The sequence below is a fragment of the Microbacterium sp. 70-16 genome (assembly GCF_001898315.1).
Lineage (GTDB): Bacteria > Actinomycetota > Actinomycetes > Actinomycetales > Microbacteriaceae > Microbacterium.
In genome coordinates this window covers 185,138-200,185 of the sequence record NZ_MKTQ01000028.1, presented here as the reverse complement: position 1 = coordinate 200,185, position 15,048 = coordinate 185,138, and the positions used below count along the sequence as shown (strand labels likewise).

General features: G+C 71.4%; 13 protein-coding genes and 2 tRNA genes. 10 read left to right on the top strand and 5 right to left on the bottom strand.

Annotated elements, in window-relative coordinates; translation table 11 throughout:
* Positions 1-3: 3 nt before the first annotated feature.
* The 4 genes from BGO46_RS13075 (at position 4) to BGO46_RS13060 (ending at position 4,532) form a co-directional block, all read left to right on the top strand.
* Complete coding sequence (locus BGO46_RS13075; RefSeq protein ID WP_292675217.1) at positions 4-1,206, top strand: dihydrodipicolinate synthase family protein; 1,203 nt, start codon at positions 4-6, stop codon at positions 1,204-1,206.
* Between the two features lie 130 nt (positions 1,207-1,336).
* Positions 1,337-2,233 carry a sugar phosphate isomerase/epimerase family protein gene (locus tag BGO46_RS13070; protein WP_292675215.1) on the top strand — a complete coding sequence of 299 codons (897 nt, stop codon included), beginning with the start codon at positions 1,337-1,339 and terminating at the stop codon, positions 2,231-2,233.
* Positions 2,230-3,267, top strand: coding sequence for a LacI family DNA-binding transcriptional regulator (locus BGO46_RS13065; RefSeq protein WP_292675213.1), 1,038 nt, complete (start codon positions 2,230-2,232; stop codon positions 3,265-3,267). Before BGO46_RS13070 ends, BGO46_RS13065 begins: the two co-directional genes overlap by 4 nt.
* Complete coding sequence (locus BGO46_RS13060; RefSeq protein WP_292675211.1) at positions 3,264-4,532, top strand: glycerate kinase; 1,269 nt, start codon at positions 3,264-3,266, stop codon at positions 4,530-4,532. Before BGO46_RS13065 ends, BGO46_RS13060 begins: the two co-directional genes overlap by 4 nt.
* 3 nt (positions 4,533-4,535) lie before the next feature.
* Here BGO46_RS13060 and BGO46_RS13055 read toward each other — a convergent pair whose 3' ends face one another.
* The 3 genes from BGO46_RS13055 to BGO46_RS13045 form a co-directional block, all read right to left on the bottom strand.
* Positions 4,536-4,721 (bottom strand): hypothetical protein, encoded by a 186-nt coding sequence (locus BGO46_RS13055; protein WP_292675209.1) that lies wholly within the window; start codon positions 4,719-4,721, stop codon positions 4,536-4,538.
* A 327-nt stretch (positions 4,722-5,048) separates the two neighbouring features.
* On the bottom strand, positions 5,049-6,689 hold the full coding sequence (pgm, locus tag BGO46_RS13050) for a phosphoglucomutase (alpha-D-glucose-1,6-bisphosphate-dependent) (protein WP_292675206.1): 1,641 nt from the start codon (positions 6,687-6,689) through the stop codon (positions 5,049-5,051).
* Positions 6,690-6,798: 109 nt separating this feature from the next.
* Positions 6,799-7,446 carry a hypothetical protein gene (locus BGO46_RS13045; protein WP_292675203.1) on the bottom strand — a complete coding sequence of 216 codons (648 nt, stop codon included), beginning with the start codon at positions 7,444-7,446 and terminating at the stop codon, positions 6,799-6,801.
* A gap of 64 nt (positions 7,447-7,510) precedes the next feature.
* Here BGO46_RS13045 and pheA point away from each other — a divergent pair, with 64 nt between their 5' ends.
* Complete coding sequence (pheA, locus tag BGO46_RS13040; RefSeq protein ID WP_292675200.1) at positions 7,511-8,470, top strand: prephenate dehydratase; 960 nt, start codon at positions 7,511-7,513, stop codon at positions 8,468-8,470.
* 108 nt (positions 8,471-8,578) lie between these two features.
* Here the strand turns inward: pheA and BGO46_RS13035 are convergent, their stop codons facing one another.
* Both BGO46_RS13035 and BGO46_RS13030 read right to left on the bottom strand, forming a co-directional pair.
* On the bottom strand, positions 8,579-9,625 hold the full coding sequence (locus BGO46_RS13035) for an LLM class flavin-dependent oxidoreductase (RefSeq protein ID WP_292675195.1): 1,047 nt from the start codon (positions 9,623-9,625) through the stop codon (positions 8,579-8,581).
* 117 nt (positions 9,626-9,742) lie between these two features.
* Positions 9,743-10,750: a diacylglycerol kinase family protein gene (locus BGO46_RS13030; RefSeq protein WP_292675192.1), complete on the bottom strand. Its 1,008-nt coding sequence runs from the start codon at positions 10,748-10,750 to the stop codon at positions 9,743-9,745.
* Between the two features lie 93 nt (positions 10,751-10,843).
* On the opposite strand from BGO46_RS13030, the gene serS reads away from it, so the two are divergent.
* The 5 genes from serS to BGO46_RS13005 all read left to right on the top strand — a co-directional run bounded on the left by serS (position 10,844) and on the right by BGO46_RS13005 (position 14,742).
* Positions 10,844-12,124 carry a serine--tRNA ligase gene (gene serS / locus BGO46_RS13025; protein ID WP_292675189.1) on the top strand — a complete coding sequence of 427 codons (1,281 nt, stop codon included), beginning with the start codon at positions 10,844-10,846 and terminating at the stop codon, positions 12,122-12,124.
* A complete protein-coding gene (locus tag BGO46_RS13020; RefSeq protein WP_292675186.1) occupies positions 12,124-13,050 on the top strand; it encodes an HAD-IIB family hydrolase in 927 nt (308 codons plus the stop codon). Before serS ends, BGO46_RS13020 begins: the two co-directional genes overlap by 1 nt.
* Positions 13,051-13,181: 131 nt before the next feature.
* A tRNA-Ser gene (locus tag BGO46_RS13015) sits at positions 13,182-13,266 on the top strand.
* A 17-nt stretch (positions 13,267-13,283) separates the two neighbouring features.
* Positions 13,284-14,567, top strand: a complete 1,284-nt coding sequence (locus tag BGO46_RS13010; RefSeq protein ID WP_292675184.1) for an LCP family protein — start codon at positions 13,284-13,286, stop codon at positions 14,565-14,567.
* Between the two features lie 86 nt (positions 14,568-14,653).
* A tRNA-Ser gene (locus tag BGO46_RS13005) sits at positions 14,654-14,742 on the top strand.
* Positions 14,743-15,048 lie beyond the last annotated feature (306 nt).

The window sequence follows — 15,048 nt, the reverse complement described above, 5'->3', positions numbered from 1 at the left end:
CGGATGCCGCACCTCACGCTGCTCTCTGCCGATGGAGCCGTCTCGACGGCCCCGCTCGATGACGCGCCCGGCTATGCGCGCCCGGCTGCGCCGCTGCGCTCGCGCGTCGCGTTCGCCGCCGCGCATGTCGTGCCGAAGACCAACGCCGAGAACACGCCCGGCCAGCCCGCCGACATCGACTGGGACGCGACGCTCGCCTTCCGCCGCCACGTCTACGGCTGGGGGCTCGGCGTCGCCGACGCGATGGACACGGCCCAGCGCAACATGGGGCTGGATGCCGCGGCGACGCGCGAGCTCATCACGCGGTCGGCCCAGGTCGCGCGCGAAGAGGGCGGGCAGGTCGTGGTCGGGGTCAACACCGACCACGTCGACGACGAGCGCATCTCGCTGGGCGCGGTCACCGACGCCTACAAGCAGCAGCTCCATTTCACCGAGGAAGAGGGCGCGGGGCCCGTGCTCATGGCATCCCGTCATCTCGCCCGTGTCGCCGCGTCGGCGGACGACTACCGCCGCGTGTATCGCGAGGTGCTCAGCGCCGCGACGACGCCGGTGGTGCTGCACTGGCTCGGCACGGCGTTCGACCCGCAGCTCGAGGGCTACTTCGGCGCATCCGATTGGCAGACGGCATCGGACGTGCTGCTGGAGATCATCCGCGAGAACGTCGACAAGGTCGCGGGTGTCAAGATGAGCCTGCTGAACGCCGAGTCCGAGGTCGCGGTGCGCGAGCGCCTGCCGCGCGGCGTGCGCATGTACACGGGCGACGACTTCAACTACGTCGGGCTCATCGGTGGCGGCGACGTTCCCGCCGCAGAGCAGCCGCAACGCGACCTGCGCGCGACGCGTCAGCACTCCGACGCGCTGCTGGGCGCGTTCGCGGCGATCACGCCGGTCGCCTCGGCGGCGATCCAGGCGCTGGATGCCGGTGACGCGGGCCGCTACCTCGACATCCTCGGCCCGACCGAGCAGCTCAGCCGTCAGGTCTTCGCCGCTCCCACCTTCTACTACAAGACGGGCGTCGCGTTCCTGTCGTGGCTGAACGGCCATCAGCGTGCCTTCCAGATGGTCGGCGGTCTGCACGCCGCGCGCAGCCTTCCGCACCTCTCCCGCGTCGTCGAGCTCGCGAACGCGGCGCGCGCGCTCGAGCAGCCCGACCTCGCGGCATCCCGCTGGCACGCACTGCTGCTCCTGAACGGAGTCGACGCATGACCACCCTGACGACCCCCGCCATGTCCCACTTGCGGCGCACCATGTCCCAAAATGTGTCGCCGCGGCGCCCCGCAGACGACCATAAGTGGGACATGGTCGGGCTGGCGGCGCGGGGAGAGGGGAGCGCCACATGACGACCATCGACCCCCGGCTGTCGATCAACCAGGCCACCATCAAGCACGCCGACCTCGCGACGGCGCTGCGCGTGACGGCGGATGCCGGCGTGCAGGCGATCGGCCTGTGGCGCGAGCCGGTGCAGGCCGTCGGACTCGCCACTGCCGCGCAGATGCTCGCCGACTCGGGGCTACGGTTCAGCACGCACTGCCGGGCCGGGTTCTTCACGATGCCCGAGGGGCAGGGCCGCCGGGCATCCATCGACGACAACCGCGTCGCGATCGAAGAGACCGCCGCCCTCGCGGCGGCCGGTGGCCCCGGCTCGACGGCCGTGCTCGTGCTCGTCGCGGGCGGACTGCCCGAGCGATCGCGCGATCTCGCCGGAGCCCGCGAACGCGTGCGTGACGCGATCGGTGAACTGGTGCCGGATGCCGCGGCGGCGGGCGTCACACTCGCGATCGAGCCGCTGCACCCGATGTACGCGTCCGACCGGTGCGTCGTCTCGACCCTGGGCCAGGCGCTCGACATCGCGAGCGACTTCGATGCGGCCGTCGTCGGGGCTGCGGTCGACACGTTCCACATCTGGTGGGATCCGGACGTCCTGGCATCCATCGCCCGTGCCGGCCGTGAGGGTCGCATCGCGACCTATCAGGTGTGCGACTGGAAGACGCCGCTGCCCGCCGACGTGCTACTCGGGCGACACTACCCGGGCGGCGGGATCATCGACTTCGCATCGCTGACGGCGGCGGTCGTCGAGACCGGATACGACCGCGACGTCGAGGTTGAGATCTTCAACGAGGAGATCTGGGCCACCGAGCCCGCCGAAGCCGTCCGCCGCACGGCCGCCGGTTTCGCCGACGCGGTCTCGCCCTACCTGGCCGCCGCGCCCGCCCGCCTAGAATCGCGATCGTGACCGACACTTCCGACACCGTTCGCGCCGGCGCCGTCACGCTGCACGATGTGGCCCGCGAGGCGGGGGTGTCGCTGGCGACCGCGTCGCGCGTCCTGAACGGTTCGGCGCGCAAGGTCGCCGAGTCGTACCGCGAGCGCGTCGAGGCCGCCGCCGACCAGCTCGGCTACACCGCCAACCTGTCGGCGCAGGCGACCGCCCGCGGCACGTCGGCGGTCATCGCGCTGCTCGTGGCCGACATCGCCGACCCGTACTTCGGCGAGATCGCCTCGGGCGTCGCACGCGGCGCCGACGAAGTGGGTCTCGTCGTCACCGTCGCCATCACCGAGCGCGACCCGGCCCGCGAAGTGCGCCTCGTGCGCGCGCTGCGTGGCCAGCGGCCGCGCGGGCTGATCCTTGCGGCATCTCGCGCCTCGCGCGAACTCGCGCCGGAACTGGCCACCGAGCTCGACCAACTCGCCGCGACCGGCGGACGCGTCGTGGCACTGGGCGCGGCATCCGACACCGTCCGCGGCGTCGCGATCGACAACCTCGGCGGAGCGACCGCCCTCGGATCTGCCCTCGCCGCGCGCGGCTACCGCCGGGCGATCGTCCTCGCCGCGGCGGCCGGCACCGTCACGAGCGACGACCGCCTCGCGGGGTTCACGGCCGGGTTCACGGCCGGTGGCGGCGAGATCGCGCAGGTCTACCGCGGCGGCTTCACGCGTGAGTCGGGGCATGCCCTCATGACGCAGGCGCTCGCCGCCGGCGTCGAGCCGGGAACGGTCGTCTTCGGCATCAGCGACGTCGTCGCGATCGGCGCGCTGTCGGCGCTGCGCGAAGCCGGACGTGAGGCCGGCCGCGACATCGCGCTCGCGGGCTTCGACGACATCCCCACCGGGCGCGACGTCACACCGCCGCTCACGACCGTGCGCATCCCGCTGGAAGAGGTCGGCCACCAGGCGCTGCTGGCGGCGACGGATGCCGAGTGGGAACCGGACGTCGACGAGCTGCGCCTCGAGGTGCTACTGCGCGACTCGACCCCGCCGCGGCCGTGACCCGGGTCGTTGTCGCGCTCGACAGCCTCAAGGGGTCGATCGGCGCGGCCGAGGCATCCGCCGCCGTTGCCGCCGGCTGGCAGCGGGCGCGCCCCGGCGACGAGGTGCTGTTGCGGCCGATGGCCGACGGCGGCGAGGGCACGCTCGATGCGTTCGCCGCCGCGGTATCGGGGGCCCAGCGCGTGCCCGTGACGGTGCGCGGCCCGCACGGTCGCCCTGTCGCGGCTGACTGGCTGCTGCTGCCGGACGGCACCGGCGTCGTGGAGTTGGCGGCGACCAGCGGGATCGAGCTGCTCGGCGGGCAGCTGCGGCCGTGGGATGCCGACACGTTCGGCTTCGGCCAGGCGATCGCCGGCGCGCTCGATCACGGGGTCGAGCGGCTCGTGCTCGGGATCGGGTCGTCCGCCTCGACCGACGGCGGCGCCGGAGTGCTCACCGCGCTCGGCGCGCGCGTGCTCGATGCCGCCGGTGAGCTGGTCGTGCCGGGGGTGCGCGGGCTTGAGACCGCGGCATCCGTCGACCTGTCGCAGCTGCGCGACCTGCCGCCCGGCGGCGTCGTCGTCTTGAGTGACGTCACGAACCCGCTGTGCGGACCGCGCGGCGCGGCCGCCGTCTTCGGACCGCAGAAGGGGCTGGATGCCCTCGGCGTCGCCGCCGCCGACGCGGCGCTGGCGCGGTTCGCCGCGCTCGTCGCGGGGGCTCTGACTGGGGTCGAGGGACCTGGCGCCGAGCGCGCCGGTGCGGCTTCGGCTCGGGCCGCTGCCGCTGCCGCGGGTGCTGACGCCGAGCGCGCCGGTTCGCGCCGAGTGCGCCGGTTGCAGCTCGACACCGACCGGCGCGCTGGGCAACAACGGGCGCATTCGGCGGGCGCCGACCCGGCGACCCCCGGCGCGGGCGCCGCGGGCGGCACGGGGTTCGCGCTGCTCGCGTGGGGCGGTGAGCTGCGGCCCGGCGCGGCCGAAGTCGCGACGCTCATCGGGCTGGATGCCGCGATCGCAGGGGCCGATCTCGTGGTGACGGGGGAGGGTTCCTACGACGGCCAATCCGCCGCAGGCAAGGCCCCGGCCCACGTGGCGGCTCTCGCCGCGACGGCGGGGGTTTCGGTCGCGCTCATCGCGGGCCGCGTCACCGCCGACGCCGACACGTCGGCCTTCGCTGCGTCGCTCGCGCTCGCGGAACTCGCCGGCTCTGCAGAGGCATCCCTCGCCGCCCCTGCGCGCTGGCTGCGCGTCGCGGGCGCGGAACTCGCAGCGAGAGCCGGCTGAGGTTCAGGGGCGCAAGAGCCGCGGCTGCGGGCCCTCGAGTCGCGCTACGGCGACCTTCAGCTCAACCACGTCGGATTCGAGACGATCGAACCGCCGATCGATGCGGCGCATCATCATCCCGTTGATCGCCGCGACGCCGCCGAGCAATGTGGCGGCACCACCGAACGCGGCGATGATCACGCCGATCACTTCCGGAGTCACGGTCACCCCTCCATTCTGACGCCTGTCGTCGCCGGTGTCACCGACAGTACGCGTACCCGGCGACCCTCGACGCGGATCCGCGGAGATTGGTGGACAACTGCGCAGAGTTGCCGAATGTGGAGGAGGCTCTGCCCCGGCGGGGCAGGCGCCACGCCCGCGCCGCAACAACTCAGGAACGCAGCGCGCTGCTGTCGACTGGCTCCGCGTGTTTCCGCGGCGCGTCCGCGCCGATGTCGGCGGATCTCCTGAGTTATTGCGGTGGGACGGAAGCGACAGCGCCGCCGCGCCCCGCTCGCTCAGCCCCCGAGCGCCGCCTCAGCCTCCGAGCGCCGCGCTGACGACGGCGCGGGCCTCGGCCTGCACTTCGGCGAGGTGCTCGGCCCCGCGCAGCGACTCGGCGTACAGCTTGTAGACGTCCTCGGTGCCCGACGGGCGCGCGGCGAACCACGCGTGCTCGGTCTGCACCTTCAGGCCGCCGATCGCCGCGCCGTTGCCGGGCGCGTGCGACAGCTTCGCCGTGATCGGCTCGCCCGCGAGCTCGGTCGCCGTGACGGCGTCGCCCGACAGCTTCGACAGCGTGGCCTTCTGCGCGGGCGTCGCGGGAGCATCGACCCGCTGATACACCGACGAACCGTACTCGGCCTCGAGCTCCGCATATCGCTGCGACGGCGTCTTGCCGGTCACCGCGAGGATCTCCGACGCGAGCAGGCACAGCAGGATGCCGTCCTTGTCGGTCGTCCAGACGGTTCCGTCGAAGCGCAGGAAGGATGCCCCGGCCGACTCCTCGCCGCCGAACGCGACAGACCCGTCGAGCAGCCCCGGCACGAACCACTTGAAGCCCACCGGAACCTCGAGCAGCTGTCGCCCGAGCGACGCGGCGACACGGTCGATGATCATCGACGACACGAGGGTCTTTCCGACCGCGGCATCCGCCGACCACCGGTCGCGGTGGCTGAACAGGTAGTCGATCGCGACCGCGAGGTAGTGGTTCGGGTTCATCAGACCCGCGTCGGGGGTGACGATGCCGTGCCGGTCGGCATCCGCATCGTTGCCGGTCAGGATGTCGTACTCGTGACGCCGCGCCACGAGCGAGGCCATCGCCGAGGGCGAGCTCGGATCCATGCGGATCTTCTCGTCCCAGTCGAGCGTCATGAACCGCCACGTCGGGTCGACCTCGGGGTTGACGACCGTGAGGTCGAGCCCGTACCGCTCGCCGATGAGGGCCCAGTACTCGACCGATGCCCCGCCCAGCGGGTCGGCCCCGATGCGGACGCCGGCGCGCTTGATGGCATCCACGTCGATGATGTTCGCGAGGTCGGCGACGTAGCCCTCGCGGAAGTCGTACTCGCCGATCTTGTCACCGTCCAGGTCGGCGTAACGGGTGCGGTGCACGCCGTCGAGACCGGCTGCGATCAGCGCGTTGGCGCGATCGGCGATCCACCCGGTGGCGTCGGTGTCGGCCGGCCCGCCGTGCGGCGGGTTGTACTTGAACCCGCCGTCGCGCGGCGGGTTGTGCGACGGGGTGACGACGATGCCGTCGGCGCGGCCCGGGTCGTCGACGGCGCGCCCCTTGTTGTAGGTGAGGATCGCGTGGCTGAGCGCAGGCGTGGGCACCCAGGCATCCCGCGCATCGGTACGCACGTCGATGCCGTTCGCGACGAGCACCTCGATCGCGCTGCGTTCGGCGGGCAGCGAGAGCCCGTGCGTGTCGCGGCCGAGGAACAGCGGCCCGGTGATGCCCTGCCCGGCGCGGTAGTCGATGATCGCCTGCGTCGTGGCGAGGATGTGGTCTTCGTTGAAGCTCGTCGACAGTGACGAGCCGCGGTGACCGCTCGTGCCGAACGCGACGCGCTGCTCGGGAACCTGCGGATCCGGCTTGCGGTCGTAGTACGCGGCGATGAGTTCGTCGATGTCGATGAGATCGGATGCTTCGGCTGGCTGTCCTGCGCGGCTCATGGCCCCAGTCTGTCACTTGGCCCGCGGCCGTGCACCGGTCGGCAGATCTGAGTCCGTTATGTGACGGGCCGCGCGCACGGCGACGGCCCGGGCGCGCGTCGGGCCCGGCTCAGCCGCGGCGGAAGTTCGAGGTCACCGAGCTGTCGAGCATCGAGCTCTCGAGCGTGAGCGTGTCGGCCGAGCAGGTGTAGGCGGCGTCGCTCAGCGGAGCGGCGGCGATCTCGTGGGCGATGTCGCCGGGGTCGGTCGAGGTGCCGTCGATCGTCGCCGTGATCTGCAGGTCGTCGGTGGTCACGACATCCGAGGTGATCTGGGTGTCGGTGGCCGTGTAGGTGCCGTCCATGTGCCCAGCGAAGGTGAGGTCGATCGTGACACCGGATGCCTGTGCCGTGACCTGCGCGTCGGGCGTCCACGTGTAGCCACCGTCGGCGCCGAGGACCATCGTCGCCGAGCCGGTCGGGCTGAAGCTCACTCCGGAGCCCGCCTGCAGGTCGTTGACCTGGTCGTAGAACGCGGTGAGGGCATCCTGGTCCATGACCCACGTGCCGACGAGGCAGGCATCCGCGGATGCCGTCTCGGTTGGCGTCGGCGTCGTGGTCGCCGAAGTGGTCGGCGTCGCCGTCGCCGTCTCCGTCGGGCCGGTCGTCGCCGTGGCGGTGGGCTCGGGCTCGGGTGCGCACGCGGTCGCGCCGAGCGCGAGGATGCCGGCGAAGACGGCGGCGGCGGCGAGAGCGGCGGTGCGGGGGAGGCGGGTCACTGTTCCACGGTACCCGGCGGCTCTCGTGATCCCCGGCAGAATCGCGCGACTAGGCTTGGTGCCCGTGAGCCTCGATCCCGCCGCACCCGCCCGTCGCACATACAGCTACCTCGGTCCGGCGGGGACGTTCACCGAGGCTGCGCTTGCCCAGGTTCCCGAGGCGCGCGACCAGATCTGGCGGCCCGTGCGCAACGTCGGCGAGGCCCTGTCGGACGTCGTCGAGGGTCGGTCGGATGCCGCGATGATCGCGATCGAGAACTCGGTCGACGGCGGTGTGTCGACGGCGCAGGATGCCCTCGCCACGATGCCGGGCCTGCGGATCGTGGGCGAGTACCTGGTGCCGGTGAGCTTCGTGCTCGTCGCCCGCCCCGGCGTCCGCCTGGAAGACGTCAAGCTGGTCGCGGCGCACCCCGTCGCCTACGCGCAGTGCCTGCAGTGGATGACCGCGAACCTGCCCGAGCACGCGCACCTGCCGGCGGCGAGCAACGTGGCCTCGGCCGTCGGGATCGTCGACGGGGTCAGCGATGCGGATGCCGCGATCGCACCCCCGGGCATCCTCGAGCACTACGACCTCGAGCTGCTGGCCGAGGGCATCGGCGACAACGCGGGCGCCGTCACGCGGTTCGTGCTGGTGAGCCGCACGGTGGCCGCGCCGCCACCGACCGGGGCCGACAAGACGTCGCTCATCGTCGAGCTGCCCGAGGAGTATCCCGGTGCCCTGCTCGAGCTGCTGGAGCAGTTCGCGACCCGCGGGATCAACCTGTCGTTGCTCGCGTCGCGCCCCGTCGGCGACGAACTCGGCCGCTACCGGTTCGTCATCGACGCCGACGGGCACGTGCAGGATGAGCGCATGGCCGACGCCCTGATGGGTCTGCGCCGGTTCAGCCCCAAGGTCACGTATCTGGGGTCGTACCCCCGCGCCGACCGCCAGATTGTGCACTACCCGGAGCGTTACTCCGACGACGTGTTCGTCGAGGCCCGCGACTGGCTGCGCGGCCTGATCTCGGGCGAGCCCGAGGCCTGACCCCGGCTCGCGCCGGGACGCAACTGCAAGGCCGCGCGCGCGACACGCCGCGCGGACGGGCGCCGGCGCGGCGTGTCGCCGACGGTCCCTTGCAGTTGCGAAACCGCGTCAGCCGGCGAGCAGCTCGAGAGTCTGCACGCGGCCCGCGGCGACGCCCAGGGGTTCCGCCTCGTACGCGCCCGCGACGGGCGAGATCATGATCTCGTCGACGCCGTGCTGCGCCGCGAAGGCGGCCAGTCGCTCGCGCACTTCGGCGCCCGCGCCGACGAACCAGCGGCGGCGCATCGCGTCGAGCACCGGGGCGGCGAGGTGGTCGGATGCCTCGGCATCCGCCGCCTGCTCGACCGTCTCGAGCGCGACGAGCGGGCGCCCGCCGCGCAGCCGCGCCATCATGCGCGCCTGCGGCAGCATGCGCGCCTCGGCTTCGGCTTCGGTGGTCGCCACGACGGCGTTCGCCGTCAGGAACGTGCGGGGAGCATCGAGGTGCTCGGACGGCTGGAACTGCTGCCGGTACAGGTCGAGCGCGCGCTCGAGCCCCTCGCCGGAGAAGTGGTTCGCGAACACGTAGGGCAGGCCGAAGGCCGCCGCGAGCTGTGCCGAGTAGTCGGATGACCCGAGCAGCCACAGCTCCGGTGCGCCGGTCGCGGCGGGGGTCGCATGTACCGTGTAGCGGTCGTCGCCGACAGGTCGGCCCGTCAGGCGCACGGTCGCACCCTCCGGCGAGCTCAGCGCGAGGATGTCGCGGATGTTGTCGGGGAAGCGATCGACCTCGCTCGTCGTCCCCGACATGCGCAGCAGCTGGGTGATGACGGGGTCGCTGCCCGGCGCGCGGCCGATGCCGAGGTCGATGCGCCCCGGAGCGATGGCCTCGAGCGCCGAGAACTGCTCGGCGACGATCAGCGGCGAGTGGTTGGGCAGCATGACACCACCCGATCCGACGCGGATGCGCGAGGTGCGCGTGGCCGCGGCGGCGACGAGCACGGGCGGCGTCGTCGAGGCGACGGCCGGCATGTTGTGGTGCTCGGCGAACCAATAGCGGCGGTAGCCGAGTTCGTCAGCGCGGACGGCGAGGTCGAGCGACGCGGCAATCGCTTGCGCGCTGGTCTGCCCGGTGCGGACGGAGACGAGATCGAGAACGGAGAGTGCGGGAGTCATCGCTGAGGCCAACCGGCGGCGAGGCGGCTCCATTCCCGGGCACCGGGCAACGCCACGGGCGCTCCGACGGCACGGACGCTAACCGGCGTCCCCGACAGCGCCCTGACGCCCCCGACGCTACAGCGCCGCCGACACATGCCCCGTCGGCACCGCCAGCTGCAGCGCGCCGGCGGCGACGCGCACCGTGACGCCGGTCGCCTCGCCGAACTCGTCGCCGTCGAGCTGCACGGGGCGCGGAGCGGATGCGGCGACTTCGATCCCCGAACCCTTCGCGTAGCGCACGGCGTTGTCTTTCGTGCGCAGCCGCAGGATATGCCGCCCGGCGCGGAAGCGCCGCAGCACACTGTTGTCCCACGCGACGCGGCGCCAGACGAGCAGCCAGCCGAGCGGGTTCTTCGGCTGGAAGATGACGATGTCGAGGGCGCCGTCGGCGACGGATGCCTCGGGGATCAGCTCCAGCCCGGCCGGCAGCGACCCGCAGTTGGCGAACAGCACGCTCTGCACGGTGGCGCGGTGCATGCGGTGACCGGGCACCTGGTACATGATCGGGAACGGCTTCGCGCGCACGAGCGAGCGGGCAGCGCCGTCGACGTAGGCGACCCAGCCGACGCGCTTCTTGAGGTCACCGCTGGTGTTGGCGATCATCGCGGCATCCAGCCCCATGCCGCCCATCACGACGAACGCGTGCTCTTCGCGCTCGCCGCCGGCGCGCACGAGGGCCGCGTAGCCGATGTCGATCGCGTGCACGTCGCCGTCGAAGGCGGCCGCGACCATCGTCTCGGGGTTCGTCAGCGGCAGGTTCAGATTGCGGGCGAGCAGGTTGCCCGTGCCGCTGGGGACGATCGTCAGCGGGATGCCTGAACCGCTCATCGCCGCGCTGACCGCGCGCACGGTGCCGTCGCCGCCGGCGACGAGGACGGCCGCGGCGCCGGCATCCAGCGCTTCGCGCGTCGCGCCGTCGCCCAGGTCGTCGACGGTCGTCTCGTAGAAGAGGGGCTCGGCCCACCCCGCGTCGGCCGCGCTGCGGCGGACGAGATCGCGCAGGGCCTCAGCGTCGACCTTGATCGGGTTGTAGACGAGCGCCGCACGCCGCGCCGCGGGGGCAGTGGCGTCGGCATCGGTCATGTCGCAACGATAGCGCGCGGCAGGCCGCGGCGGCCGGGATAGTGAGGCTGCCCGCGCTGTCTCGCGGCGTCGGCCCGTAACTAGACTGTTCGGGTGATCGATCTGGCCCTTCTCCGCGACAACCCCGACCTCGTCAAGCGTTCGCAGATCTCGCGCGGTGAGTCGCCCGAGACGGTGGATGCCGCACTTGAGGCCGACCGCGCGCGCCGCGCCGCGATCACCGCGTTCGAAGAGCTGCGGGCCGAGCAGAACGCGCACGGCAAGAAGGTCGCGCAGGCGCCCAAGGACGAGAAGGCCGCACTCGTCGCGCAGGCCAAGGATCTGAGCGACCGGGTCAAGGCCGCGCAGGTCGCGGTGACCGAGGCCGAAGAGGCCGCCACGGCGGCGCTGGGTCGCATCGAGAACATCGTCATCGACGGGGTGCCCGCCGGCGGTGAAGAGGACTTCGTCACGCTGCGCACGCACGGCGAGCCCGCGACGTTCGACTTCGAGCCGCGCGACCACCTCGAGCTGGGCGAACTGCTCGGCGCGATCGACATGGAGCGCGGCACGAAGGTCTCGGGCAGCCGCTTCTACTTCCTCACCGGCATCGGCGCGCGCCTCGAATACGCCCTCATGTCGCTCGCGCTGCAGCGCGCGGTGGATGCCGGGTTCATCCCGATGATCCCGCCGACGCTCGTGCGCCCCGAGATCATGCGCGGCACGGGCTTCCTCGGTCAGCACGCCGACGAGGTGTACAAGCTCGAAGAGGACGACCTCTACCTCGTCGGCACGAGCGAGGTGCCCCTCGCCGGGTACCACATGGGCGAGATCCTCGACCTGGCATCCGGCGCCAAGCGCTACGCGGGCTGGTCGACCTGCTACCGGCGCGAGGCCGGCTCGTACGGCAAGGACACCCGCGGCATCATCCGCGTGCACCAGTTCAACAAGCTCGAGATGTTCGTCTACACGACGCCGGAGGATGCCGAGGCGGAGCACCTGCGCCTCGTCGCCCTGCAAGAGCAGATGCTGCAGGACCTCGGCCTCAGCTACCGCGTCATCGACGTTGCCGCAGGAGACCTCGGATCGTCGGCGGCGCGCAAGTACGACGTGGAGGCGTGGGTGCCGACGCAAGACGCGTACCGCGAGCTCACCTCGACGAGCAACTGCACGAGCTACCAGGCGCGCCGCCTCGATGTGCGGTACCGGCCGCCGGTCGAGGGCGGGGGCGTCGGCAAGACGGCGCCCGTCGCGACGCTCAACGGCACACTCGCGACGACCCGGTGGATCGTCGCGCTGCTCGAGACGCATCAGCGCGAGGACGGCTCGGTCGTGATCCCCGAGGTGCTGCGGCCGTACCTCGGTGGCATCGCGATCGCGGAGCCGGTCGGCTGATGACCGAATCCGCCGAAGAGCACCTGCCGCCCACCGGCTCAGTCGAGGTCGTGCGTCCGCGCGCTGCGGCGCAGCTCGTCGAAGAGATCGCGACGGATGCCGAGCGGTCGGCGGCCCGCGTCGATCCGCTGCTGATCGCGCTCGACGTCGACGGCACGGTGCTGCTGGAGGACGAGACACTCAGCCCCGGGGTCGTCGAGGCGATCGCGCACGCGCACCGCGCGGGCAACGAGGTCATGCTCGCGACCGGCAGGTCGTGGGAGGGGACGCGGGGCATCCAGCGGGTGCTCGAACTCGCACCCGAGTACGCGGTGTGCTCGAACGGCGCCGTCATCATGAAGCGGGTCGAGGGTGACTTCGCGGAAGAGTCACACTACGAGCGGTTCCACGTCGAGACGTTCGACGCGAGCGACGTGCTTGAGTTGCTGCGGTCGCACCTGCCGGATGCACGCTACATGGTCGAGCTCGCCGACGGGCACCGGCTGTACACCGAGCCGATGGACGACTGGAACCTCGTGCACGCGCGCCGTGTGCCGTTCGCCGAGTTGGCGGCGCAGCCGGTGTGCCGCGTCGTCGTCGTGTCGCCCGAGAACGACGACAGCGACTTCGTCGACCTCGTCGCGCGGATCGGGCTGAACGGGGTGTCGTACGCCGTCGGCTGGTCGGCGTGGCTCGACATCGCCCCGCAGGGCGTCGACAAGTCGACCGCGCTCGAGAAGGTACGCACGTGGCTGGGCATCGAGCCCGACCGGGTGCTCGTGATGGGCGACGGACGCAACGACGTCGGGATGTTCCGCTGGGCGCGCGAGCACGGCGGCCGCGCGATCGCGATGGGGCAGGGGCCCGATGAGGTGCGCCGCGAGGCGGGCGAGATCACGGCATCCGTTCATTCCGGTGGCGTCGCCGACGTGCTGCGGACGCTCTGAACCGCTTTCAGGCTGGTCGGGCGCGTCTTTCAGGGCCCGCACAGGCGCACACGCGAAGATGGGGACGTCGTCTGGACTAGACTCGACGCCTGTTCGACGGATGCCATGCTGCCCGCAGTATGCGTCCGCCGGGAGGGTTGTCCGAGCGGCCGATGGACCTGGTCTTGAAAACCAGTGGGCAGCAATGTCCCGTGGGTTCGAATCCCACACCCTCCGCTTGTGAAAGGACCCCTGTGAGCGCACGCCGCCAGCCCGTGGCCCGTCATGGCATCCTGCGTTCGCCGAATCCGTTCGTGCAGGTGCTCACTGTGCTCGGCGCGATGGTCGTCGTGGCCGTGCTCAGCGTGACCGCCGTCGGCGCGTTCTACGTGTGGGATGCCGCGCGGGCCGTGGCCGACAACAGTGTCTCGATCGGCGATGACGATGTCACGCTGCCGCCGACGCTCGGCGAGATCGAGGGCGGCGTCAACCTGCTCGTCGTCGGCACCGACTCGTGCGAGGGGGCCAACGCCGCGCTGTCGGGCGCGTGCCAGAACGGCGACACCGAGGGTGAGCGCAACGACGTCACTCTGCTGCTGCACGTCAGCGACAACCCGCGCCGCGTGACCGTCATCTCTTTCCCGCGCGACATGATCGTCCCGATCCCGTCGTGCACGGGCGAGGACGGCACGCAGTATTCGGCGATGAGCGCGCAGATGCTCAACGTGTCGTACATGTACGGCGGGCTGTCGTGCTCGGTGGCGACGATCGAGGCGCTCACCGGGATCGACATCCAGTTCGCTGCCGCGACCCGCTGGACGGGCGTCATCAACATGTCGGATGCCATCGGCGGCGTCGACGTGTGTCTGTCGGATCCGATCCAAGACAGCCACACCGGCATCGACTGGCCGGCCGGCACTCGGACGCTCGTGGGCGTTGAGGCGCTGCAGTTCCTGCGCATCCGTCACGGCATCGGCGACGGGTCTGACCTCGGGCGCATCTCGAATCAGCAGCAGTTCATGAGCTCGCTCGTGCGCAAGCTGCAGTCGGAGGGTGTGCTCAACAACCCCGCGACCCTGCTCAACCTCGCCAACACGGCCGTGGCGCAGGTGAACGAGGGGCAGATCGTCCTGAGCACCTCGCTGGCCAACCCGCAGCGCATGGTGCAGATCGCGATGGCCGTGCGTGCCGTGGCGTACGAGGACATCGTCTTCTTGCAGTACCCGACGGTCTACGCTGAGGACGGTTCACGCGTGCTGCCGGTGACCAGTGCTGCCACCGTGCTGTTCGACGCGCTCGCGGCCAACCAGCCGATCGCGCTGACGGGATCGACCAGCGACGGATCCAGCACCGAGGTCGTCGGTGAAGCGACGGCGCCCGAGACGGATGCCACGGCGACGCCCGAGCCCACCGACTCGGCCACGCCGGATGCCACCGACACCGAGACGCCGGCGCCCACCGAGACCGCCGTCCAGCTGCCGAGCTCGATCACCGGCCAGACCGCCGCGCAGGTCACCTGCACCGTCGCGCAGCGCTGAGGCCGCCCATTACCCGGTTCGGTGCCGGGCCGCGGACCGGTTATGATTGCCGGGTGCGTTCGCACGGTTTCGGCCGCCGAGCGCCTGGAGACGTCGCATAGTCAGGCCTAGTGCACCACCCTGCTAAGGTGGAGTCCTCGCAAGGGGACCGAGGGTTCAAATCCCTCCGTCTCCGCTCTGAAAAGCCCTGATCAGAGGCTGTTTTCTTCGGCTTCTGCCACGAAATCTACCATTTCTGCCACGTTCTTGAAGTGGCTGGCGTTGAGCATTCTTGCGATTCTCCCGGGATATCGCTGAGCGTTCTGCTCACTGCGTGGTGCTCCGCTGCCTCGTTTCGGCCGCGTGAGAGCGAGACGGAGAGCGCGAATCCCTCCGTCTCCTCCCCGACTTGGCGTGCCCGCTCGGGCGCTCGCTTCCGCTCGCTGTGCTCGCGCCGTCGGCGGCTATCGTCGCGTTGTCCGCACCGGCACGTCGTGTCATC

Excerpts from the sequence above, each read along its gene's own strand:
- BGO46_RS13075 (WP_292675217.1), top strand. The coding sequence starts at position 4 with ATGCCGCACCTCACGCTGCTCTCTGCCGATGGAGCCGTCTCGACGGCC.
- BGO46_RS13070 (WP_292675215.1), top strand. The coding sequence starts at position 1,337 with ATGACGACCATCGACCCCCGGCTGTCGATCAACCAGGCCACCATCAAG.
- pgm (WP_292675206.1), bottom strand. The coding sequence starts at position 6,689 with ATGAGCCGCGCAGGACAGCCAGCCGAAGCATCCGATCTCATCGACATC.
- BGO46_RS13035 (WP_292675195.1), bottom strand. The coding sequence starts at position 9,625 with ATGACTCCCGCACTCTCCGTTCTCGATCTCGTCTCCGTCCGCACCGGG.
- BGO46_RS13030 (WP_292675192.1), bottom strand. The coding sequence starts at position 10,750 with ATGACCGATGCCGACGCCACTGCCCCCGCGGCGCGGCGTGCGGCGCTC.
- BGO46_RS13020 (WP_292675186.1), top strand. The coding sequence starts at position 12,124 with ATGACCGAATCCGCCGAAGAGCACCTGCCGCCCACCGGCTCAGTCGAG.